General features: G+C 55.9%; 19 protein-coding genes, 1 tRNA gene and 1 rRNA gene. 18 read left to right on the top strand and 3 right to left on the bottom strand.

From position 1 onward, the window contains the following. The first annotated feature begins 10 nt into the window (after positions 1–10). Positions 11–127: ribosomal RNA gene (rrf, locus tag GX839_03150) — 5S ribosomal RNA — on the top strand. Positions 128–256: 129 nt separating this feature from the next. Further along, on the top strand, positions 257–2,728 hold the full coding sequence (locus GX839_03145; protein NLB04462.1) for an FAD-dependent oxidoreductase: 2,472 nt from the start codon (positions 257–259) through the stop codon (positions 2,726–2,728). 271 nt (positions 2,729–2,999) lie between these two features. Here the strand turns inward: GX839_03145 and GX839_03140 are convergent, their stop codons facing one another. After that, a complete protein-coding gene (locus GX839_03140; protein ID NLB04461.1) occupies positions 3,000–4,172 on the bottom strand; it encodes a YgeY family selenium metabolism-linked hydrolase in 1,173 nt (390 codons plus the stop codon). Between the two features lie 642 nt (positions 4,173–4,814). On the opposite strand from GX839_03140, the gene GX839_03135 reads away from it, so the two are divergent. Genes GX839_03135 through GX839_03120 form a run of 4 tightly spaced genes read left to right on the top strand, consistent with a single transcriptional unit; the run spans position 4,815 to position 8,661 of the window. Continuing rightward, positions 4,815–5,549: a YwaF family protein gene (locus GX839_03135; GenBank protein NLB04460.1), complete on the top strand. Its 735-nt coding sequence runs from the start codon at positions 4,815–4,817 to the stop codon at positions 5,547–5,549. Next, positions 5,536–6,264 carry an ABC transporter ATP-binding protein gene (locus GX839_03130; GenBank protein ID NLB04459.1) on the top strand — a complete coding sequence of 243 codons (729 nt, stop codon included), beginning with the start codon at positions 5,536–5,538 and terminating at the stop codon, positions 6,262–6,264. The genes GX839_03135 and GX839_03130 overlap by 14 nt, the downstream gene beginning before the upstream one ends. Beyond that, positions 6,257–7,468: an ABC transporter permease gene (locus tag GX839_03125; GenBank protein NLB04458.1), complete on the top strand. Its 1,212-nt coding sequence runs from the start codon at positions 6,257–6,259 to the stop codon at positions 7,466–7,468. Before GX839_03130 ends, GX839_03125 begins: the two co-directional genes overlap by 8 nt. Further along, positions 7,465–8,661 (top strand): ABC transporter permease, encoded by a 1,197-nt coding sequence (locus GX839_03120; protein ID NLB04457.1) that lies wholly within the window; start codon positions 7,465–7,467, stop codon positions 8,659–8,661. Before GX839_03125 ends, GX839_03120 begins: the two co-directional genes overlap by 4 nt. Positions 8,662–8,691: 30 nt before the next feature. Here the strand turns inward: GX839_03120 and GX839_03115 are convergent, their stop codons facing one another. Continuing rightward, on the bottom strand, positions 8,692–9,255 hold the full coding sequence (locus GX839_03115) for a chromate transporter (protein NLB04456.1): 564 nt from the start codon (positions 9,253–9,255) through the stop codon (positions 8,692–8,694). Further along, positions 9,252–9,803, bottom strand: coding sequence for a chromate transporter (locus tag GX839_03110; protein ID NLB04455.1), 552 nt, complete (start codon positions 9,801–9,803; stop codon positions 9,252–9,254). Before GX839_03110 ends, GX839_03115 begins: the two co-directional genes overlap by 4 nt. Positions 9,804–9,925: 122 nt before the next feature. Between GX839_03110 and GX839_03105 the strand changes: the two genes are divergently transcribed. The 12 genes from GX839_03105 (at position 9,926) to GX839_03050 (ending at position 23,541) form a co-directional block, all read left to right on the top strand. Then, entirely contained in the window at positions 9,926–11,215 is a 1,290-nt protein-coding gene (locus GX839_03105) for an amidohydrolase family protein (GenBank protein ID NLB04454.1), read from the top strand. Between the two features lie 58 nt (positions 11,216–11,273). Then, the gene (gene nagB / locus GX839_03100; GenBank protein ID NLB04453.1) at positions 11,274–12,020 is read left to right on the top strand and encodes a glucosamine-6-phosphate deaminase; all 747 of its coding nucleotides are present in this window, start codon (positions 11,274–11,276) and stop codon (positions 12,018–12,020) included. A 40-nt stretch (positions 12,021–12,060) separates the two neighbouring features. Then, positions 12,061–12,774, top strand: coding sequence for a response regulator transcription factor (locus GX839_03095; GenBank protein ID NLB04452.1), 714 nt, complete (start codon positions 12,061–12,063; stop codon positions 12,772–12,774). Positions 12,775–12,780: 6 nt separating this feature from the next. After that, a complete protein-coding gene (locus GX839_03090) occupies positions 12,781–14,136 on the top strand; it encodes a hypothetical protein (protein NLB04451.1) in 1,356 nt (451 codons plus the stop codon). Positions 14,137–14,148: 12 nt separating this feature from the next. After that, positions 14,149–15,414: a UDP-N-acetylglucosamine 1-carboxyvinyltransferase gene (gene murA, locus GX839_03085; GenBank protein NLB04450.1), complete on the top strand. Its 1,266-nt coding sequence runs from the start codon at positions 14,149–14,151 to the stop codon at positions 15,412–15,414. Positions 15,415–15,419: 5 nt separating this feature from the next. Continuing rightward, positions 15,420–16,322 carry an MBL fold metallo-hydrolase gene (locus GX839_03080; GenBank protein ID NLB04449.1) on the top strand — a complete coding sequence of 301 codons (903 nt, stop codon included), beginning with the start codon at positions 15,420–15,422 and terminating at the stop codon, positions 16,320–16,322. Continuing rightward, positions 16,319–16,894, top strand: coding sequence for an aminoacyl-tRNA hydrolase (locus GX839_03075; GenBank protein NLB04448.1), 576 nt, complete (start codon positions 16,319–16,321; stop codon positions 16,892–16,894). The genes GX839_03080 and GX839_03075 overlap by 4 nt, the downstream gene beginning before the upstream one ends. Then, on the top strand, positions 16,891–20,430 hold the full coding sequence (gene mfd / locus GX839_03070; GenBank protein NLB04447.1) for a transcription-repair coupling factor: 3,540 nt from the start codon (positions 16,891–16,893) through the stop codon (positions 20,428–20,430). The genes GX839_03075 and mfd overlap by 4 nt, the downstream gene beginning before the upstream one ends. Before the next feature lie 35 nt (positions 20,431–20,465). After that, positions 20,466–20,540, top strand: a tRNA-Arg gene (locus GX839_03065). A gap of 131 nt (positions 20,541–20,671) precedes the next feature. Next, on the top strand, positions 20,672–21,202 hold the full coding sequence (locus tag GX839_03060) for an NAD(P)H-dependent oxidoreductase (protein ID NLB04446.1): 531 nt from the start codon (positions 20,672–20,674) through the stop codon (positions 21,200–21,202). Between the two features lie 64 nt (positions 21,203–21,266). Beyond that, the gene (gene speD, locus GX839_03055) at positions 21,267–22,070 is read left to right on the top strand and encodes an adenosylmethionine decarboxylase (protein ID NLB04445.1); all 804 of its coding nucleotides are present in this window, start codon (positions 21,267–21,269) and stop codon (positions 22,068–22,070) included. Positions 22,071–22,074: 4 nt separating this feature from the next. Then, positions 22,075–23,541 carry an aminotransferase class I/II-fold pyridoxal phosphate-dependent enzyme gene (locus tag GX839_03050; GenBank protein ID NLB04444.1) on the top strand — a complete coding sequence of 489 codons (1,467 nt, stop codon included), beginning with the start codon at positions 22,075–22,077 and terminating at the stop codon, positions 23,539–23,541.

Raw genomic sequence — 23,541 nt, 5'->3', positions numbered from 1 at the left:
TTTCAACCATTCCGGTGAGTTTAACGGAGAGGCCACACCTGTTCCCATCCCGAACACAGAAGTTAAGCTCTCCCGTGCCGAGAATACCTGGCTGGAGACGGCCCGGAAAGGTAGGTCCTCGCCGGATTTTTTTGTCCTTTTTTAGCTTCCCGGCAGGAAGAGTTCACAGGGTACAGCTGAGCCCTCTTTTGCCAACATCCTGTGCTATGATTTTTCCCGTAATCAAGCCATGAGTTCGAAGAATGGAGTCAGGCCCATGAAAATCATTATTGTCGGCGGTGTTGCCGGCGGCGCAACGGCCGCGGCCCGGATGAGGCGTCTTTCGGAAGAGGCGGAGATTCTGGTCCTGGAGCGGGGCCGGCACGTTTCTTTTGCCAACTGTGGCCTTCCCTATTACATCGGGGGTGTCATCGCCCGCAGGGAAGCGCTCTTCGTATCAACCCTGGAGACCATCAAGGCCAAGTACGGCCTCGATATCCGGACCCGGTCGGAAGTGACAAAAATTGACCGGGAGAAGAAGAAGGTCCAGGTCAAAGACCTGGAGACGGGGAAGGTTTATGAAGAGTCCTATGACAAGCTGATTTTGTCAACCGGGTCCTCACCCTTTGTACCGCCTGTCCGAGGCGTCGACGCGTCCAATACCTTCACTTTATGGACTCTGGCTGACACTGACCGAATCTGGTCTTTCATCGAAAAAGAACGGCCCCCAAAAGCGGTGGTAATCGGGGCGGGATTTATCGGGGTGGAGCTGGCTGAAAACCTGGTCGAACGGGGCATCGACTGCACCCTGGTCGAGCTGACCGACCAGATTATGCCTCCCTTTGACCCGGATATGAGCATCATTCTCGAAGATCATATGCGGGAGAAGGGGGTCAGGCTGATGCTGGGCAGGGGACTGGAGTCTCTCGCCAAAGATGGCAAAGAGGTCCGTTTAAGCGACGGGACGGTCATCTTCTCGGATATGAATCTTCTTTGCATGGGCGTACGGCCCAACAGTGAACTGGCCGGGGAGGCGGGCTTGGAGTTGGGACCGCGCGGTCACGTTACGGTCGACCGGGGGCTTCGGACTTCCGACCCTGATATCTATGCCGTAGGCGATGTAATCGAGGTGGATGAGCCGCTCCTGGGTGGCCGCACGGCCATTCCGCTGGCGGGTCCCGCCAACCGCCAGGGCCGTTTTGTCTGCGCCAACATCCTCTCCGATGAGACGGTCGAAGTCTACCGGGGGTCCATCGGAACCAGTGTGGCCAAAGTCTTTGATCTGACTGCCGCTTCGACAGGAATGAATGAAAAACAGCTGAAGCGGGCAGGCCTGGTCTATGGCCAGGATTATTTTTACTCTTTGATCCATCCCATGCACCATGTCAGTTATTATCCAGGGGCCCTGCCCATGACACTCAAACTCCTTTTCGCCAAAGACGGTCGCGTGCTGGGGGCCCAGATCGTCGGCTATGAGGGGGTGGACAAACGGATCGATGTCATCGCGACCGCCATCCACTTCAGGGGAACGGTCAGGGATTTGGCTGAACTGGAACTTGCCTATGCCCCGCCTTATGGCGCAGCCAAGGACCCGGTCAACTTCGCGGGCTTTGTTGCTGAAAATATCCTGGAAGGCCTGACCGACCCCGTCACCGCAGCCCAGTACCTTGAGAATCCCCACAATTACGTTCTTCTTGACATCCGGGAGGAAGCGGAAACCATGGCAAGTCCGGTCAAAGGGGCTGCCGCCATCCCGCTCAGTCAGCTTCGGCAGCGGCTGGACGAACTGGACCGGGATAAAAGGTATCTGGTCTTTTGCGCGGTCGGCCTTCGCGGCTATGTTGCCGAAAGGATTCTGAAGCAACGCGGCTATTCGGCATACAATCTGCTCGGCGGCCTTCGTACCCTGGAGATCTTGTCCGGGCCGGAACAGGAAGAAAATGATAAAGAAGAGAGGACAAGAGTCATGGATACAGCTCACGAGGAACTGACGGCTGAACCGGAAATCATTCATGACCTTGATGTCTGCGGGCTGAGCTGCCCCGGACCCATTGTTGAAGTCGGCAAATACATCAAGGACCTGGAAGAAGGCGAGGTTGTCAATGTCCGCGCCACTGACCCGGGTTTTTCCCGGGATGTCGCCAGCTGGTGTGAGAACACGGGCAATACTCTCCTTGAAATTTCATCAGGCGGCGGTTATTACTCTGCATCCATCCGCAAGGGCACCGGAAAAAAACAGTCCGCGGCTTTGGTCACAAGCGGCGACCCCAAAAGCCAGGACAAGACCATCATTGTCTTTTCGGGCAGTTTCGATAAAGTAATGGCTGCCTTTATCATCGCACTCGGCGCCGTAGCCATGGGCGACAAGGTCCACATGTTCTTCACCTTCTGGGGGCTAAGCACCCTGCGAAAAGACCTGCGTGTCCCCATTAAGAAGGCCTTCATGGACAAGATGTTTACCGGCATGATTCCGCGCGGCACCCGGGGCATGGGACTCTCCCAGATGAATATGCTGGGTGTGGCGCCGAAAATGATGAGAAAAGTCATGAAGGACAAGGGCATCACCTCTCTGGAGGATCTGGTCCGCGAGGCGGCCTCCAACCCCGCCATCGAGATGACGGCCTGCCAGATGACCATGGACGTCATGGGTCTGAAAGAGGAAGAATTGATTGAAGGCGTCAAGATCGGCGGGGTTGCTTCCATGCTGAACGATGCCGACAAGTCGCAGTTCACCTTGTTTATAAGCTAGGGGCAGAGAGAAGCAGATTTGAAGGGAGCCGGTTCAGCCGGCTCTTTTTCATCCTTCTCTGACGGATTTGGCCGTGCAGATGTTTTTGGAAGTTTTTCCGATCCATCGTAAAAACTTCAGAAATTCCAAAGTTTTTCGGGTTCATCGTAAAAACTTCGGATTTACCTGAATTTTTCCGTTAAGTGAAGAACGATGGAATGAGCAAGGGCCATGCTGAATGATGCCGATAAGTCGCAGTTCATCTTGTTTATCAGCTAGGGGCAGGCAGCGTTTAATCTGTCAGAAAAGCCTCCATGAGAGCCCGGTAGCCCCGAACAGCCCCAACGAGTTGGTCCAGCTCGATGTACTCATCAACGGTGTGGGCCAGTTCTTCATATGATGGTCCGAAACCCAGGGTGGGGATCTTCTTTTCGCCGGCGTAATGACTGCCGTTGGTGCAAAAGCTGTAATGAGACAAATGGATGTCAAGCCCGGTCCTTTTCAGGTCATGAAAGGCTTTTTGGACGAACCATTCTTGCTCATCAAAAAGCCAGCCGGGGAAAAACCGCTCGGCTTCCATGATCTTCCCCGTATAGCAGACTTGCCTCCCGGATGCGTAAGAAGCTTGAACTGCCTCCCCCAATTCAGCGAGAAGGGCTTGGACCGGCGCCAGCACCTGGTCAGGCTGTTCACCGGGAAGCAGGCGGCGGTCATAGGTGGCGGCACAGTAGGAGGGGACGACCGAGGCGCCCGGGTAAGGTTCCGACTTGATGTCGGTCAGCTCCATAATGCCTGCCCCGAGGAGCGGGTGCCGGGGAGGCGGAAGATTCCTCAGCCTGCCGATGGCATCGGCCATCAGGTAGACAGCATTCCGCCCTTTTTCAGGGTTGGAGGAGTGGGCGGGAATACCGAAGGTCTCAATTTTGATTTCCGCCCTGCCCCGCTGGCCAATGTTCAGATTGAGGGCGGTTGCTTCGCCAATCACGACCACGTCCGGTTTGCAGTATTCGGAGACAGCGCGGGCGGCTACCCCCTCGAAAATCTCCTCCTGAACGGTCGCGGCTAAAACCAGGGTACCTTTAAAATCACCTCCGTTGGCTTTGATGAACTGGGTGGCGGCCGCTGCCATGGCGGCCAGGGCGCCTTTCATATCTGAGCTGCCCCGGCCAAAGATCCGGTTCCCGTCAACCAGTCCGCCATAGGGCGGCCGGGTCCAGGCGCCGGGGTCGGGGACGGGGACTGTGTCGATGTGGCCATCGAACAGGAGAACCGGTCCCGGCCGGCCGCCCCCGGCTGACGCGATCAGGCTGCCAAAAGGGTCGATGTAAAGGTCCTGAACGCCGTTTTGGCCCAAATAATCGTACAGGAGACCAATGGCAGCCTCTTCCTTTCCCGATTCACTGGGTGTCTCGATTAGGCGACGGCAGAGATCGATGACGGTTTCATCCTGTTGACCATGCGGCATGACGGGGATCCTCCGAAAAATAAATGCTTCCTGTTCACCTCGTAGATCATAGCATACTGACCGGATGGATCTTAAACAAACGGGTGGATTGCAGGGCATTGCGCTCTGCAACCGGCCGGGACGTTGGAGGGTTGAAATGGGATTGTACATACCAGCCTTCAAGGGAAATAGGTTAGCGTTAAAGCTTAATCACATGCCGCGAAATCCATAATGTTCTTGATCGTCCCGTGTCATGTGCGAGTGTTGTTGGAAATAAGGCGGGATGTGGTCTGCTCTTGGCAGATATTGCAAAGTCACATGGTTTGACGGTCGAGTTTTCCGCCCGTTTCCGACCGCCAGGATAATGTTCCGATAATCTTGGGTACTTCTTCTTTTCTTTCTGCAAAACATGACCTTTTGTTTCATGACTACCACGACAAGGTGCTTTGTGTCTTTAAGAGTGCGAAGACAGCGGGAGATGCTCCGGAAAGGGAGGCAATCCCCGAATCTTATGTCTGAAAATATTGCCTTTTTCCTGTTGCTTCCTTCATAAAACTGTTTCATAATCGGGGCGGACAGTGTTGCTTTCCAAATATCCAAATCATCCCCGCCGGCAATCCGACCAGCCAAGTACGCTCGGGGAGATGAACGGGAGACCCAGCTATGTTCCAGGAATTTACGCCATACGGCACTGTTCACGCGGCAGCTTTGCTTGTCCCGGTTTTTTCCGGGCTTCTTTTCACCTTTTTCGCGCTTAAGAAACCTGATTTTCAAAAGGCAATCGGCATTAGCTATGCTGTCCTCATTCTCACCGTCCGTTTCGCGCGCTATGGCATGGATATGGCGCTCGGAACCTTTCACATCGCCCAGTTGCTTTCGGTGCAGATCTGCCACGTCAATATGTTTTTGCTGGCTTTTTGCCTGGTCAGGCCAAACCGGGGGCTGTTCGCTTTCAATTTTATTGCCGGTATCCCAACTGCCCTGGCTGTTGTCCTCTTCCCCGGGACTGTGCACCGGCCTCCCGCGACTGCCCGGGCTGCCTTTTTTATCGCCAGTCACGTTCTGCTGGTGATGGGAGCCCTTCACCTGCAGCTGGTCCACCGGTTCCGCATTCCATGGAGAACGGTCCTGTATCTTCACGCGCTCCCCCTCGTCGTTTTCCCGCCCCTGTATTTTATCAATTCAGTTTTTGGAGCCAATGCGCTCTACCTGATGGGGGGCAACCCCGGCACGGTTCTGGAAACCATGTACGATGCCCTGGGGCCCATCTGGTATCTGGCTGTAATCATTGTCCTCTACTGGCTTTGCCTGGATCTGATGTATCTTGTCCACCGCCTCTTTCTCAGAGTCGCAGAACGAAGGACAAAAACCGGCGGCGAGGCCTGTGAAAGGGCGTGAGATGCTGACCGTAAGTGGGATCAAGAAGTGTTATGGCAAGAAGGCCGTCCTGGAAGACATCTCACTGTCACTTCAGGCAGGCGAGGTGGTGGGTCTTGTTGGGCATAACGGATCCGGCAAATCAACATTTCTTTCAATCATCGCCCAGGTTGTCCGCCCTGATGCCGGTGAGATCCATGATGATGACCGTTCCGTTTTGGGTGACCGGTCCTATGTCCGGGAACATATCGGTTACATCCCTCAAAACGACTGGCTCCTGTCAGATCTGACTGTAAAGGAAACTTTGGATTTTTGGCAGAGCATCCACAGGATGAAAGGTCCCGTCTTCGCGGCAGATTCGATCGCCAGCCGGCTGGGGTTGGATTTGCTGGCCGGGAAAAAAGTTGGCACGCTGTCGGGCGGAATGCAAAAGCGGCTCAGCATTGCCCTGGCCTTTCTTCATCGCCCCCGCTATTTGCTCATTGATGAAGCTTTGCCCGCTCTTGACCGGGGTTACCGGTTTGCCGTGCTTGAAAGATTAGCCGATTTTCGTGACCAGGGCGGCGCGGTTCTGTACAGCAGCCACAGGCTTGATGATGTACGTGCTTTCTGTGACCGGATTCTTGTTCTGCGTGGAGGGAAAGTAGTTTTATGCGTGAGCACAGGGGATTTCCCAACAGACGGCGAAACGCTGGATGCCTTGCTTAACCCGCAGGAAAGCATGACGGATGGATAGGAATCTCTTTGTCTCCGGTCTGCGCTTTCAGATCAGGCAATCACTGAAAAAGCTGCCTTTTTTGCTAGGCATGACGGCTGTATTGCTTACGCTAAGTTTGATCGCCGGGTCGGTCGCCGTCATGCTTCTGTCAAACCGGCGTTATTCGAAAGTCACACTGGCGGTCGCCTCGGAAGATGCTGATCCAAGGCTGACAGATCTCGTCCGATCACTTAACGGGAACCCCGAAGTGAATGAATTCCTGGTTATCCATGAGGGACAGCCCGGCCAAATGGAGGGGCTGGTCGAAAGTGGATCCGCTGAGGGAGCGCTTGTCCTTTCTGCCGGTTTTTTTGACAAGCCGGCCCGAAGTGTTCCGCCCCGGCTTATTATTCGCACCTCCCAGCAACTGGAGACAGTCATTCTTGACAAGATGGCCGACAGCAGCATCCGGATGTTCGCAGCATTCCGTCAGGGCGTCGGCCGCTCGGAAGATGTCATCAGGGAAAAAGTTGAAGATCCGACCAGGGCAAAAGAGCTGGCGAGGGGCATTACAGAACACTATGTCCGATGGCTGATGGGCTATAAGCAGATGCTTCACCGGGTCACGGTCAACAGTACGGGCTTCCTTTCCATCTCACAGCATTACATGCTGAGCGCGCTTCTATTCTTCTTCTTTCTGACCATGCCGCTTTATTACCGCGACTTATCCATTCGTAATGATCAGGGATGGGCAGCCAGGCTCCGAAGTGCCGGCGTCAGGCTTCTTTCCTATGCAGCGGTGAGGTTGCTGGGCATCTCTGCCGTCCTGGCCGGGCCCTTGATTGCGACCCTGCTCGGACTTCGTTTGCTGGACGGAAGCAAAGCACCTCCTCTTTTCTTTCAGTCCATGGCGGGCCTGATCCTCTCAATGTTGCTAACGGTTCTGGTTGCTTTCCTTTGCTGCAATGCCGGAGGCATTGTACCCGCAATCACCATCAATACAGCGGTGGCGTCCCTCTTTCTCATTTTTTCGGGCGGTATTGTTCCTCCCCTTCTTTTACCCCGATCCGTCAGAGCTCTTCTGCCCTTCTCGCCCTTCACCTGGATGAGGGATTGTCTGAGCGGCCTGTATGGTGTCAGCGGGAATACCGAGTCACTTCTTCGATTGACTATTTCCGTCGTTATACTTGCGGCCTGGAGCGCCTGCAGAGCTGCCCACATGGAGAAGAAGGGGACGGCATGAGTTATTTTCAGGCGCTTGTAAACCTTCAGCTCAAACGTTTCCTGCGTCAGAAGGCATTTCTGATCTGCCTCTTTTTAATGCCTCTGTTAGGCATCTTCATGGGTATCCTGTTTCCCGCGTCTTCATCAGTGAACACGCTTAAGGTTGGAATTTTGCTGCCGGCCGATTCAGGGAAGAGTGAGCAGATATGGAGACGGCTGCTCACCTACTCCGATGAACAAACCGAATTTATCAGAGCGGACAGCGAGAATCAGGTACGTGAACAGGTGGCCGCGCGTGTCTGGGAATGCGGTTATCTGTTTGCCCAAAATTTTGACGACAGGATAGACAGAGGAGACTACAAGGGGATCATCACGCGCGTCATGAGCCCGGCCTCCATGACCCTGTTCACAAGCTGGACGGTCGTATCCGCCCTGTTCGAGGTATGCGCACCCCAACTTGCCATGGATTTTCTTATGAGCCGTGAACTGCTGACCCAGACTGAGGCCGGAGCTTTTCTCCTCGAATGGGAAGAAGGTGGTGCCGGTCCAGTCAAGCTTCGCCTCGAAAGGCAGTCGGATGGCGGCGAGATCTTTGACCGTACGGGGGTTTCGGGGATTGGCATGTCCGGAATTACGCGGGGCTTGACGGCACTCCTGCTCTTTGTTTTCGCCTATTTGTGGGCGGTTCAGTATCTGGACGACACGATGACTGGTTTTTTCCAACGCATCATGCCCTTTGAACCGGCAATCAAGCGACTGGCTGGTTCTTTGACGGCGGCAGGCCTGCTCATGATTGCAGGAGGGGGGCTCGCTGTAGCGGCCGAAAGGTTGATATTTCCGGCGAAAGGGGCAGGTCTTGTGGGTGAGGTCTTTTTACTTGCCGCCTATATTCTCAGTCTGGTATGCCTCTGCTTTGTCTTGACCCTTATCTTGCCCAACCGCGATTATCTGTTGGCCATTCTCCCTTTCTTCTTGATCCTGTGTCTGCTCCTGTCTCCCATCTTATTTGATGCGGGCCAGTGGATCCGGGAAATCCGCTGGCTGTCGGACCTTATCCCCGTGACTCATTATTTGAGGGCTGTTACGGGAGGCCGCAGGGAATTGCAACGTTTTATCGCATATACCGGCCTGCTTGTGCTGCTTGCATCCGCAGCCGGTTACGCAAAAGCCAAGTTCTTCGAGATTTTCCGGGGCCATCCTCAAGCTGAATGATGGTACAAGATGCAGCTTGGCCTTTCTTCCTCAAAAACCAGCCAGGTGTTCCACTAAACCCCCGATCAGGCCGATCCCTCCGCCCAGCATGATCAGCTTGAGGAGATCAATCTTCCTATAGTGAAGAAGGAAGACGAGAACAAAAGCGCAGACGGCGACCCAGTCGGCCCGGATGGGCGAAGTGGAAACAAAGAGCGAGGAAATGAACATGGAAACCGCCGCGACACCGATCAGGCCCGCCACGCCCGGGCGAAGTCCCTGAAGGGCCCGGTTGATCCAGGTGATCCGGCCGCCGTAAAACAAAAACCATCCGAGGAAAAGGAGAAAGAGCGTCTGCGGCAAGACGGCTGCCACCGAAGCGATAAGGGCACCGGGAACACCGGCCACACGGGTTCCCACGAAAGTGGCAGCATTCAGGGCGATGGGGCCCGGGGTGACCTGGGAGAGCGCGATGATGTCGGTCATTTCCTTTAGTGTGAGCCAGTGATAGCGGTTGACCACCACATTTTCAATCAGGGGGAGGGCTGCGTAACCTCCGCCAAAGGCCAGGGCGCCGACTTCCAGGAAGGCGATGAAGAGCTGCCAGAAGATCATGGAATCCGGTCCTCCGGGAGAAAAGTGAAGGCCAGGAGACCGGTTGCCCCCAGTGCCAGAATGATCAGCCCCGTGTTAATTGAGGTGAAAAGACCGGCCAGGAAGGCAGCAGTCATCAAGGCGGCGGAGAAATATTTGTGTTGGCAAAGACAGGGCTTGGCCATCTGATAGACGGCGTGGAGCATGACAGCGGAAATGGCACCACTCATGCCGCGGAGGGCCGCACGCACCCAGAAATTGGAGGCGAAGGCCTCATAGGCGTAAAATAAAGCAGAGATGATGATTAAAGGCGGCAGGATAGCGGCAAGAACACCCAAGACGGCGCCTGCCCTGCCCTTCAATTTGTATCCGGTCAAAAGCGCGGTACTGACGGCAATGGGGCCCGGAGCGGATTGGGCCAGGGCGATCAGGTCATACATCTCCTCATCATCCAGCAGTTGCTTTTTGCAGACAAATTCTTCACGGATGACAGGGACAATGGTGTAGCCCCCGCCAAAAGTGATGCTGCTGATCTTGAAAATCGCAAGAAAGAACTGCCATAAAGTCATGTAGCTATTCTAGCACTCCCCTCAGGGGCAAATCTTGTATACTGATTAAAAAGGAATCCGCCCGCCGGAGCCATCGGCAGGGGCGGATGATGGATAGGTTACTGCAGACAGGAGGCTGGATGATGGCTAAAGAAAGACTGCTCGTTCATGGTGATTTTGTCTTCACTCCCAATCCGGGTGAAGTTCTTGTCCACGAGGACGCTTATATGAGTGTTGAAGGAGGGCGTGTGGAGGCTGTCAGCGACAAATGCCCCCAGATCGGCCCTGACGTGGATTACGCAGATTACGCAGGGAAATTGATTATTCCGGGTTTCTCGGATGTTCATCTCCACGCTGTCCAATATGTGACCCGGGGACTGGGTTATGACAAGGAACTGCTCCCCTGGCTGGAAGACTATACCTTTCCTGAAGAATCGAACTTCAAGAAGCACGCCTATGGTGAAACCGTTTTCCGCGACCTGGTTCAGGACCTCTGGTCAGCAGGGACGCTTCACTGCGCTATCTATTCCAGCCTTCACACCGACGCCGCCCTTTTATTGATGGACCTGTTCGCCAAGGCGGGTCTGTCCGCCTATGTCGGCAAGGTCAACATGGATCGCAACAGCGTTGCGGTACTTCAGGAGACGACCGAAGAATCCATCCGGGAGACCATGCGTTATTTGAGGGGATCGGAAAAATACGCAGCTGACGATGTCAGGCCTATCCTGACACCGCGTTTTGCCCCCTCCTGCACGGATGAACTTCTCCACTGGCTGGGCGAGCAGGCGCATGAGCACGGCTTGCCCGTTCAGTCGCACGTCAACGAGAATCTGGGTGAGGTGGCCTGGGTGAAAGAACTATTCCCCAAATCGCGGGATTATCTCTCCGTCTACCAGGACTTCAATCTTCTGCCCAAGAGCCGGACCATCATGGCACATTGCATCCATAACACCGAAGCAGAAATGAAGATGTTCGCAGACAAGGACGTCCTGATTGCCCATTGCCCCGATTCCAACGGCAATCTTGCTTCAGGGATTATGCCCGCGGGCGAGATGCTTGACTCCGGACTGCGGGTCGGCCTTGGGTCCGATATTGGGGGCGGCAACCGCTTGTTTATTGGACACGCAGTCGAATCTGCCATGAGAGCGTCACGTCTTTTGTGGGCGCAATCTGATCACGCTTACCGGACTTTGACTTTTACGGAAGCCTTCCATATGGCAACCGCAGGCGGCGGATCCTTCTTTGGGCAGACGGGGGCGTTCCTGCCGGGTTTTTCTTTCGACGCCCTGGTCATTGATGACAGCAAGGTCAGGAAATATCGGCCGCTCAGCGTTTTTGAGCGTTTGCAGAAGTTTATCTTTACGGGCGATGATCGAAATATCAAGATCCGTTACCGGGCTGGCCGGGTCTTGGAGGAACCGGTATTCGATTGAACGGGAAAACCCGTGTCAATCGGGAATTGATCAAACCGGAAAAAGAGGGCGGAAGATAATGAAGCTGATCTGTGTTTCAAACGAAGAGGAAATGAGCCTGGAGGCTTCACGTCTGATTGCAGCCCTGGTCAGGATTAAGCCTGATGCGGTCCTGGGACTGGCGACCGGCTCAACGCCTCTTGGCACTTACGAGGAACTTGTCCGGATGCACGGCGAGGAGAATCTGGATTTTTCACGCGTCCGGACCGTCAACCTGGATGAATACATCGGCCTGGACGGCAACCACCCGCAAAGTTACCGGGCTTTTATGAACGGGTATCTTTTTGACCGCGTCAATATCTCCCCGGCCAACACCTTTGTGCCGAACGGCATGGCCGAAGATCTTGAGCGGGAATGCCTCGAGTACGATCAACTGCTGGAGCAGCTTAACTTCACCGATCTGCAGCTTCTGGGGATCGGAAGCAATGGGCATATCGCCTTCAATGAACCGGATGACTATTTCACAGCACACTGCCATTGCGTCGATCTGACCCATGAAACCATTGAAGCGAATCGGCGTTTTTTTGCCGAAGGTGAAGATGTTCCGACCCGGGCCATCACGATGGGAATGCGGGGCATCATGAGTTCCCGCCGGCTCTTGCTTCTTGCGTCAGGAAAGAAGAAGGCTGAAGCAGTGGCGGCGGCCTGTTTTGGTCCAGTAAGCCCCCGCGTGCCCGGGTCGATTATCCAGCTTCACCATGAGGTGACGGTGATCGCCGATCTGGACGCGCTGTCAAAAACCGGACTGTTTGAAGAAGCTGATTGACCGCTGCTCCCGGCAGCATGGATTGAAAGGAGGATGACGGATGAGTTTTCGGATACTGGTTGTAGATGACGAGCCGAATATTGTCAATATCCTGCGCTCAAATCTCGAAAGGGAAGGCTACAAGGTACTGGCGGCCTACGACGGGGAAGAAGCACTCAAGCTCGCCGCAACAAGGGATCCCCACCTGATTCTCCTTGACTGTATGCTGCCCGGGGTCGACGGCTTCGATGTCTGCAAAACCATACGCCGGGATTCGACGGTGCCCATTATTATGCTGACGGCGAAAAGCGAGGAAATTGACAAAATTCTGGGTCTGGAACTGGGCGCCGATGATTACATCACCAAACCTTTCAGTGTTCGGGAGGTGCTGGCCAGGGTCAAAGCTCAGCTGAGGCGGGTCAGTTTGCAGGAAGATCGCGCGGAGCAGGTGTCTGCCATCCGGATCGGCGAAATCGTGATCGACCAGAATGCCTACCAGGTCACAGTGGGAGGGGAACCTGCCGAACTGACGCTGCGGGAATACGAGCTGGTCCGTTTTCTGGCCAGCCATGCAGGTCAGGTTTTTACTCGGGAGGAACTCCTGGAGAATGTCTGGGAGTACGAGTATTACGGCGATGTCCGTACGGTTGACGTAACTGTCCGGCGGGCCAGGGAGAAAATTGAGCCGGATCCGGAGAAATTCCGCTATCTGCTGACCAAGCGCGGAGTAGGGTATTATTTCAGCCGTAATCCTGATGAAAGCGGGATCGACTAAACTTCAATGACACCTTTTCAACTTGTATTGTTGTCATCTGCCGTGACAGCCGCCCTTCTTATTCCGGCCATGTTGTGGAACAGCAGGCGGGAGCAGCGGCGCAAGGGTCAGGATATGATGCGCACGGTCCACCGGATCGCCAACGAACGGACAGAATCGCAGGCCATCCTTGCTTCGCTCGACATCGGAATTGTCGCCTACGGCAGTGATGACCGTCTGATCGCGTCAAACCCGGTTGCCTCCGAGTGGCTTCCGGTGGTCCCCGACACACTCTCCGGTTTTCTTGACCAATACGGGACGGAGAACGGCATGCGGGCCGCCCTCTATCTGGGCAGTGAGGCCGTCACGGGTGAGATCATGCTGAACGACCGCTACCTCCGGCTGGTCTGTCAGCACCATCCCGTACGTGGCAGCAAGCACCGCTTTGGCGGACATCTGGTGACCGTTCAGGATTTCACGGACATCATGCTGCAGGAAGAGCGGAGAAAGGCCTTTGTCGCCAACGTTTCGCATGAGTTGAAGACACCCCTGACGACCATTAAATCTTACACGGAAACCCTGCTCGACTGGGGTATCAGTGAAAAAGAAGATGAGGAGGTCAGGGCTGATATCAGCCGGATTTACGACGATTCCATCCGGATGGAGCGGTTGATTGCCGACCTTCTGCTCCTGTCCAGCCTGGACAGCAGCGGCATGCCCCTGCAAGCATCGGTCTTTGATTTGGTCGAATGCGCGCGCCAGCTCAGCGAGCGCCTGAAGGATCAGGCGGCTGCCCGGCAAGTAGAGATTGACTTCTATGCCATGACACGCGAACCGGCTGTTTTCGCGGATAAGAATGCCATCGAGCGGATCCTGTCCAACCTGATCATGAATGCCATCCGCTACACGGATGAGGGCGGACAGGTGCAGATTTATGTTGGCACGGTGGCTGATGATCTTTATGTCAAGGTCAAAGACAACGGAATTGGGATTCCCAAGTCAGCGCTGGATCTGATCTTTCAGCGCTTCTACCGGGTGGACAAAACGGGATCGAGGCAGTTTGGCGGTACCGGCCTGGGTCTGCCGATTGCCCTTGAGCTGGCCAGAATGCACCGTGGGAGAATCGACGCGGAAAGCGTGCTGGCCGAAGGCAGCCAGTTTACCCTCTATCTGCCCAAGGCGTCGCATTTGCTGCGGTTGACCCTGGTTGACCTGCAGCGCAAGGTCCAGCCTGTTGACGCAATTACCAAGGAGGCGGCCTCGGCGATCCGGGATTGGGCAGGTCAGCCGGGCAGGGAAGAGGGGTCAATCGATGTGCGCTCTCTTCTTGAAATAATCGATAAAAAAGTTAACAATGGTATCAATATCACTCCTTCAAACTGAAAAGAGGTTCACTTGCGCAGTTACTTGATTAAAGGTGGGAAACCCTTGAACGGTCGTGTGAAGATCGGAGGCTCAAAGAATGCCTCGCTGGCGGTTCTGGCTGCCGCCATGGCAGTCGACGGGCCTTGTGTCATCGATAATCTCCCGGCCATCAGCGATATTGATACTTTATTGCAGATTTTCAGTGATATCGGCGCAACTGTCGAGCGGCTGGGGCCCGGCAAGGTACGGCTGGATGCCAGGACGATCAATACCCATGAAGTTTTGCACGATCGCGTCGCCAAGCTGAGGGGTTCCTATTACCTGCTTGGCACCCTGCTCGGCCGTTTTGGCCGGGTGGCCCTCCGCATGCCCGGAGGCTGTGATTTTGGTGTCCGCCCCATTGACCTGCACCTGAAAGGTTTCCAGTCTCTGGGGGCAAAAACTGACGTCGCCCACGGGATTGTTTTCTGCCAGGCCGAGGAGCTCCGGGGCGGGGGCATTTTCCTCGATACGGTCAGCGTCGGAGCGACCATTAACATCATGCTCGCCGCTGTCAAGGCCAAGGGCAAGACGGTCATTGATAATGCGGCCCGCGAACCGCATATCGTTGACGTAGCCAATTTCCTCAATGCCATGGGCGCCGATGTGCGGGGTGCGGGAACCGATGTGATCCGGATCAACGGCCGTCCGACTTTGCCTGCCAACCAGGAGTACACCGTGATCCCGGACCAGATTGAAGCCGGCACCTACATGATTCTGGCGCCGCTAACCGGAGGCGACATTACGGTTGAAGGGGTCATTCCCAAGCACATGGAGCCGCTGACGGCCAAACTGGTGGAGATGGGTGTGACCGTTGAGGAAGGGGAGGATTCCATCCGCTGCTACATGAAGGATGGTGATACTCTCCGGGCCGCCAGCTTTAAGACCATGCCCTATCCCGGTTTCCCGACGGATATGCAGCCCCAGGCCACGGTTCTTCTTTGTGTGGCTGAAGGGACAGGCCGCATGATCGAAAACGTCTGGGAGAACCGCTTCCAATACATTGACGCTCTGCGCATGATGGGCGCCAACATTATCACATCGGGGAGGCTGGCCATTGTCCAGGGCAACTCCAGTCTGACCGGAGCCCAGGTGGAGGCCCGCGACCTGCGTGCCGGCGCCGCACTGGCCATGGCGGGGCTGGCGGCAAAGGGGACCACGGAGGTACTCGACATCGATCGGATTGAACGCGGCTATGAGCACTTTGTGGAGAAACTGACCCGGCTTGGCGCAGAGATTGACCGCCGCGAAACTTGACTTTCATGGAAGTATTTTCTGTATCACTTCGGTCGGGCTCGAGCGGCAATGCGACCTTCATCCGCACGGAGTCAGCAGGACTCGCTGTCGATTGCGGGATCAACGGCCGCCAGTTTGACCGGGCGCTCCATTCCATTGACGAATCGCCGCACACCCTGGACGCCCTCTTACTGACTCATGAACACACTGACCATTGCGCGGGCATCGGTGTTGTCATGCGCCGTCACCAGATCCCGCTTTACCTGACCGGGAAGACCTACCAGGCCGTCAGGGGCGAACTGGGGCGGGTTGCGGATTCCCTGCTCCATTTGATTGAGCCGGGCCGTCCATTTGTTGTTAAAGGGACAGTCATCACCCCTTTTTCAATCCCGCATGATGCGGCCGATCCGGTTGGCTTCCGGATCGGGACAGCTCTTGGGGATATCGGAATCGCAACAGACCTGGGGCATTTTTCGGAAACGGTCCGAGAGGCCCTGACCGGCTGCCGGATCATTCATCTGGAATCCAACTACGACCCCCATATGCTGGAATCGGGCTCCTATCCGCACTTCCTGAAAAGAAGGATCGCAGGTCCTGCGGGCCATCTCTCAAACCAGGAGTCGGCACGGGCTGCCTCCTGGTTGGTCCGCCATGGCACAGAAGCCATCGTGCTCTCCCATCTTTCAGAAGAAAACAACCTGCCGGAACTTGCCCTGAGCACCGTCAGGGACTACCTGGCCAGTGAAGGAGCAAAGGCGGGACATGACTATGTCCTTCATGTTTCGCCCCGCTATGCCTGCTCCCGCCCCTTTTTCTGCAGCGACCCTTTTTATAGTGAAATCCCCAGCACTTTTTCGCCATGGCGGGGCGAACAGCTGTCCCTCTTTACCGGCAAACAGGAAGATGAGGCGGAAGGGGCACTCCGATGAGCGGGGATGGCTGGCTTGTCGCCGGATTGGGCAACCCGGGGAAGCACTACGATGGGACCTGGCACAATGCAGGCCGCATGGCGGGCGAAATGCTGGCGCTGCGGCATGGGATCAGGATCAAAAGAAGACGTTTCCGGGGTTTGACGGGCGAGGGTTTCATCGATGGCCACAAGGTCCGCGTCCTTTTGCCCAACACCTTTATGAACCTGTCGGGAGACAGTCTTTCACGAGCGATGGCTTATGAAGGGATTTGCCCTGACCGGCTCATTGTCCTCTATGACGACTTCGACCTTCCGCTTGGCCGGATCCGGATCCGCGATCAGGGAAGCGCCGGCAGCCATAAGGGGATGAAATCGATTCTTTCTTACTTGCCAAACAGTTCTTTTATCCGCATCCGCATCGGGATTGGCCCCATCCAGGGCCAGGACGCCGCAGCCTTTGTATTATCCAAAATTCCCTCTTCAGCCAGGGCTCAATTGGAGGCGGCTCTTGCTGACGCCTGCGACGCAGTTGAACTCATCGTGAGAGGACAGCAGCAAAAAGCCCAGGAGCAGTACAACAAAAAAGCATGATGACCGCACAGGACGGCACACGGCAAGCTGGCCCCGGGAGGGTCTGGGCACAGGCCTCCCGTCTTTTGTTGACCTCGAAAACCGGCAGGGAACTCGGCCGCCTGGTCGAGGAAGACAAACCCGCCAATGTATCGGGGCTGACCGATCCGGCCAAATCTTTCCTAATCGCCTCGTTGATCGAAGAAAAGGGAAGACCGGCCCTGGTGCTGGTTCCCGATGAGGCCAGGGCGCGGACCTTGGGGGAGGAGCTGTCGGCTTTTCTTGGCCAGGAGGAGGTGCTGACCTTTCATGGCCGCGAATTATGCCTTTATGACGCGCGGGCGGTCAGCCGGGAGACCGAGCTGGAACGGGCCTCCATTCTGACCCGCCTTTCGGAAGGGAACTTCCGCGCCCTGATCCTGCCGGCTGACGCGGCTTTGCAAAGGCTTAGATCCCCCGGGACTTTCAAGTCCTTTGTTATCCGGCTGACAACGGGCCAGCGCATTGACCCCGAGGTTCTCGAAGCAAGGCTTGTCAAGGCTGGCTACGAACGTGTTCCCCAAGTGGAAAACCCCGGACAGTTTGCCAGGAGAGGCGACATCCTGGATATCTGGGCGCCGGCCCCTTCAGGGCTGCCTTCCCAGGCAGCCCGTATTTCTTTTTTTGACGTCGAAATTGATGAGCTGAAAATACTGGACCCCGATTCCCAGCGCTCGGTTAGGGTGATTGACTCCTTTATCGTGTCGCCGGCGCGTGAATTTCCCCTCCTGGATGGAGAATGGGAGCAGACAGCCAGGCTTGCGGCGGAACTTATCGGGGAGCAGGTCCTGTCGGCACGTCAAAGAGGCCTTCAAAGTCAGGCAGCCGAACGCCTGAAACAGTCGGGGGAGCACGATATCGACCGGCTCAGGGAGCGGATCTTCTTTCCTGCCTTGGACCGCTGGATTCCGGCTATTGAACCTGATCCCTACACGGTGCTCGATTACGTGGCAGAGGGAAAGACGCTTTATTTCCTGGATGAACCCCTGACTTTTTCCCGTCGACTGGATGCCGCGCACGCGGGCTTTGCCCTGCGCGTTTCAGGTTACATGGAACGGGGCGAAACCTTCGCCAGTTCGAAGGATTGCCAGCTCCAGCCGTCTGAACTGCTGCGGGTCATCGATTCCGCCAAATCCTTCCTGGCGCTGATCGACCTGCCGGCCTCCGGGAACGGGTTGCCGGGTGCAGCGGAAATCGCCTGGCGGACCCGTCCGTCCGACAGTTATCGTAATCAGCCCGAACGGCTGGCGTCACACTTGAAAGAAGTCTTGTCCAACAAGGGAACCGCTTTGCTTTATGCCGGCACAGATGACCGGGCCAGTCAGCTCTCTCTTTATTTGGCGGAACACGATCTCTTGTCCGCGGCGGTCCTGCCGGGGTCACTGCCCCGGGGCTGTGTTTTCCCCGGGGAATCAATCCTGCTTGCGGGGACCCATGACCTCTTCGGTCTCAGCAGAAAAAAGCGCCGGACCAGACGGCGGTCCAGGCGGGAGATTTTTTTCACCGATTTGGCACCGGGCTCCCTGGTCGTTCATGAAGACTATGGAGTCGGTCAATACCGGGGAACTGAAACCATCTCCACCAGTGACGGCGAACGCGACTACCTGACGGTCAGTTACCGCGACGGCTTGCTGCACTTGCCGGTTGACCGGATCGAACTTCTGACCCCCTATCTTCACGTCGGTGAATCCAAGCCGAAACTGTCGAAACTTGGCGGTACCGACTGGCAAAAACAGAAGGATCGGGCCCGCAGTTCCATCCGGCGCCTGGTGACCGATATCATCGCACTCTATGCCGAACGCCAATCCATCAAGGGTCATGTCTATGCCACCGATACCCCATGGCAAGGTGAATTTGAGTCCTCTTTTCCCTACGAGGAAACGGAAGATCAGCTGCGGGTGACTGCGGAGATCAAGGAAGACATGGAGAGCGACAAGGTCATGGATCGTCTTGTTTGCGGGGATGTCGGTTTTGGGAAAACCGAAGTCTGCTTCAGGGCGCTGTTCAAGTGTGTCATGGAGGGCAAGCAGGCTGCCCTGCTGGCTCCCACCACCGTCCTGGTCAGCCAGCACTACAACAACCTGCTGGAAAGAATTCAGGGTTTTCCCATCAAGGTCAGACAGTTGTCCCGCTTCGCCCCCCCCGCTGAACAAAAGGATACCATCGGCGGCCTGGCCAGGGGGGAAATCGATATCGTGATCGGGACCCACAGGCTGCTTTCAAAAGATGTCGTCTTCCGGGACCTGGGCCTCCTGGCTATCGATGAGGAACAGCGGTTCGGGGTCGATCACAAGGAAATGCTCAAGGCCCTGTCCCCCTCGGTGGAGGTCCTGTCTCTGTCCGCAACCCCCATCCCCAGAACCCTGCATCTGTCGCTTTCAGGTATCCGGGACATCTCACTTCTGGAGGAGGGTCCCGAAGACCGGCTGCCGGTGCACACCAGTGTCATTGAATATTCAGAGGATCTCATCCTGGATGCCATTCTTCGAGAACAGGCCCGCCATGGCCAGGTTTTTTATCTTTACAACAACACCCATCGCATCAACGGACGGGCGGCTGAACTGGAGGCCAGGCTTCCCGGGGTCCGCTTCGGTATTGCACATGGCAAGATGCCGGAACGGCAGCTGGAAGAGGTCATCGGTCAGTTTATCAAGGGGGAATTCGATGTTCTGGTCTGTACAACCATCATTGAGTCAGGGATCGACATGCCCCATGTCAACACCTTGATCGTCGAGGATGCCGACCGGTTCGGCCTGGCGCAGCTTTATCAGCTGCGGGGGCGGGTGGGGAGATCCGAACGGCAGGCCTACGCCCTGATCACCTACCGGCCCGGCCGGGTTATGAGCGAGGCCGCGCAAAAGAGGCTGACTGCCATCCGTGACTTCACGGAGCTGGGGTCGGGTTTTCAGATTGCCCTCCGCGACTTGGAGGTGCGCGGGGCGGGAAGCCTGCTTGGTGCTGAGCAGAGCGGGCACATGGAGGCCATCGGATACGATCTTTACACCAAAATGCTGGAAGAGGCGGTCATGGAAGAGAAAGGCGGCCCGGCCCCGGAGAAAAAGCCGGCCACCGTGGTCGATTTACCGACCGACGCTATCCTGCCCCCTTCCTATGTCCGTGAGAGCGGGGAAAGGCTGGAGATTTACCGGCGTATTGCCTCCATCCGCGGGATCGACGACTACCGGGATGTGCTGGATGAATTGATAGACCGCTACGGAGATCCGCCGCGGGTGGCGGTGTCACTTCTCGATATCTCCTACCTTCGGGCTTTCGGCGAAAGAGCTGGTTTTTCCCGTATCCGGACGGACGGCAAGGATGTGGAGTTGCTCTTGTCGGAAGGTGCTTCGGACGCCATGGATCTGATTGCCAGTCTGCTGACCTGCAGCCGCGAAGAATACCCGCTGATATTCAAGGCGGGTTACCGGCCCCTCATTCTGGTATCAAGGGCAGCGGAAAAACCACGGCTGACCGCAGGTATCCTGCGCTCTCTCTTTGAAGAGGCGGAACGGAATTCTTGAAGTTTCCCCCTTTCTGTACTAAAATGGCGGAGCACGTCCCAGTGGCCTAATGGATAAGGCAGTAGCCTCCGGAGCTGCGGATGCGGGTTCAATTCCTGCCTGGGACGCCAGCCTGAAACCCCGGCTCCATGACCGGGGTTTTTTAAACCGGGACCTTTGAAACGGCTTTTTGTCTCCTTACCCACTAAGATATGCACACAGTGTGTACTGAACAGCAAGTTTCCAGCAAGGAGGAGAAGCCATGAAAATCTTAATCGTGACGGGCAGCATCAGCCAGCAATCCAACAACAAGCGCATCGCGCGCTGGTTTGACAAAAACTACGGCGACACCGTCGAAATCACGCATTTTCCGCTTGAAACAATCCCCATGTATAACATGGATATCGAATTGGATCCGCCGGCGGAGATCGTCGAAATGCGCCGTCATTTCCAGGAAGCGGACGGAATTGTCATGATCACGCCGGAGTACAACCATTCGGTTCCAGGTGTCTTAAAAAATCTGATTGACTGGGCATCGCGCAGCAGACAGGCCATCAAGGGCAAATTGATCTTCATGCTGGGAGGCAGCACAGGCCGTTTCGGGACCATACGCGCCCAGATGCATCTGACCCAGATCCTGGCCGCACCGGGAGTGGAGGCCATCCTGTTTACAAGACAGCTGCAGATCGGCCGGGTCCATGAAAAATTCTCGCCCGAGGGCGACTGCCTCGATCCGACGACAGAGAAATACCTGAAGCGGGGAATGGACGAGTTTATCGCCGCCCTGGCCTAACCCTTTTCTCCTTTGCCGTGATAAGATAGAAAGCGAAAATTCGCTTGTTTTGTGGAGGCAAAGAGTGGAAAAAAATTTGCAGCTATACGGGTTTAACAACCTGACCAAGTCACTGAGCTTCAATATCTATGATATATCGTACGCCCGCACGGATCGTGAGAAGGCGGAGTACATTGAATACATTGACGAGCAATACAACTCAGAGCGGTTGACAAGGATTCTGCGCAATCTGACTGAAATTATCGGGGCCCATATCCTTAATCTGTCCAAGCAGGATTATGAACCCCAAGGCGCCTCGGTCAATATCCTGATCGCAGACGGCCCGCTTCTGGAAACAGAGATTGACCCGACCAACAACCGGGGGATCCTGGAAGTTCCCCCGGCCAGCATCACGGCCCACCTGGACACCAGCCATGTATCAGTCCATACCTTTCCCGAGTCGCACCCCAGCCGCCCGGTCTCCACTTTCAGGGTGGACATCGACGTATCGACCTGCGGCCGGGTCACCCCGCTGGCCGCTCTCGACTACCTGATCGCCAGCTTCGATTCAGACATTATCTCGGTCGACTACCGGGTGAGGGGGTTCACCCGGGACACCGCCGGCAGGAAGTACTTTCTCGATTATCCCGTCCGTTCCATCCAGGACTTCATCGGCCCGGAGACTCTCAGCCGCTACAATGCCATGGACGTCAACGTCTATCACTCCAATTTGTTTCATACCCGGATGATGGTCCGCGACATTGATCTGGACGACTACATCTTCAGCTTTGATCTTGACCAGCTGACGGAAGGGGAGCGGGACGAGATCCGTTTCGCCCTGGAGCGCGAGATGCTCGAGATCTATAACGGGAGCAACATCTTTGAGTAAACCCATCCGAGGCCGCTACGCCCTTGACCAAAAACAGGCTCCGCTTTACGAGGCTCTTGTCGAATTTCGCAAGCGGCGCATGGTTTCTTTTGATGTGCCCGGTCACAAGCAGGGGCGGGGCAACGAAGAGTTGACGGCATTTTTGGGCAAACAATGCCTGTCAGTTGATGTCAACGCCATGAAAATGCTGGATTCCCTTATCCACCCGTCCGGTGTCATTGCGGACGCACAGCAATTGGCCGCAGATGCCTTTGGCGCGGACAGCTGCTTTTTTTTAGTCAACGGAACCACCTCGGCGGTCCAAGCCATGATCCTTTCCTCCTGTTCACCGGGCGACAAGATCATCATGCCGCGAAATGTCCATCGGAGCGCCATCAATGCCCTGATCTTGTCGCGGGCTGTTCCGGTCTATGTCAACCCCTCGGTCAACCAGAAACTGGGCATTCCCCTGGGCATGGCCGTCGAGGATGTCGCGTCCGCCATTGGAGCGCATCCGGATGCCAAAGCCATCCTGGTCAACAACCCGACCTATTACGGTGTGTGTGCCGATCTCAAGACCCTGGTCGAGCTGGGGCACGCTTCAGGCATGCGGGTCCTGGTGGACGAAGCCCACGGCACCCACTTCTATTTCTCAGAAGAGCTGCCCCTGTCAGGCATGGAAGCCGGGGCTGACATGAGCGCCGTTTCCCTGCACAAAACAGGCGGCTCGCTGACACAAAGCTCCCTTTTGCTGCTGGGTCAGGGTGTGAGAAACGAGCGCGGCTACATAGGCCAGATCATCAATCTGACCCAGACGACCAGCGCATCCTACCTACTTTTGGCTTCGCTTGATATTACCCGCCGGAATCTTGCGCTGCGCGGCCGGTCGATTTACCGGCGTGTCATTGACTATGCCGATTACGCAAGAAATGAGATCAATGCAATCGGCGGATTCGACGCCTTCGGGGCGGAAAAGTGCGATGGCCGGGCCTTTTTCGCTTTTGATACCTGCAAGCTTCCCGTTCATACAAGGGCTATGGGACTGTCGGGTGTGGAAGTCTACGACCTGCTTCGCGACGACTACGACATCCAGATCGAGTTTGGCGATCTTCACAACTTTCTGGCCATCTTGTCTGTCGGTGACAGGCCAGTTGGGATTGAACGCCTGATTGCTGCCCTGGCTGACATCCGTTTTACGCATGGCTGTGAGCCGGCAAGCGACCTGGTCAGTGAATACATAACACCCTGTGTTGCCATGACGCCGGCTGAAGCTTTCTATTCATCGTCTGAAAGCCTGCCTTTCGAGACCAGCCTGGGCCGGATTGCAGCGGAGTCGGTCATGTGCTATCCGCCCGGTATCCCCATCCTGGCGCCAGGCGAATGCGTGACGCAGGAAGCACTTGAATACATTCGCTACGCCAGGGAAATGGGCAGCAGGATGACGGGGACAGAGGATCCTGCCGTCGAGCACCTGCAAGTCGTTATTGAATAG

This window comes from Fastidiosipila sp. (assembly GCA_012511175.1).
Classification (GTDB): domain Bacteria; phylum Bacillota; class Clostridia; order Saccharofermentanales; family DTU023; genus UBA4923.
Note: the sequence above shows the minus strand (reverse complement) of the source record. Positions and strands in the feature narration are given on the sequence as shown.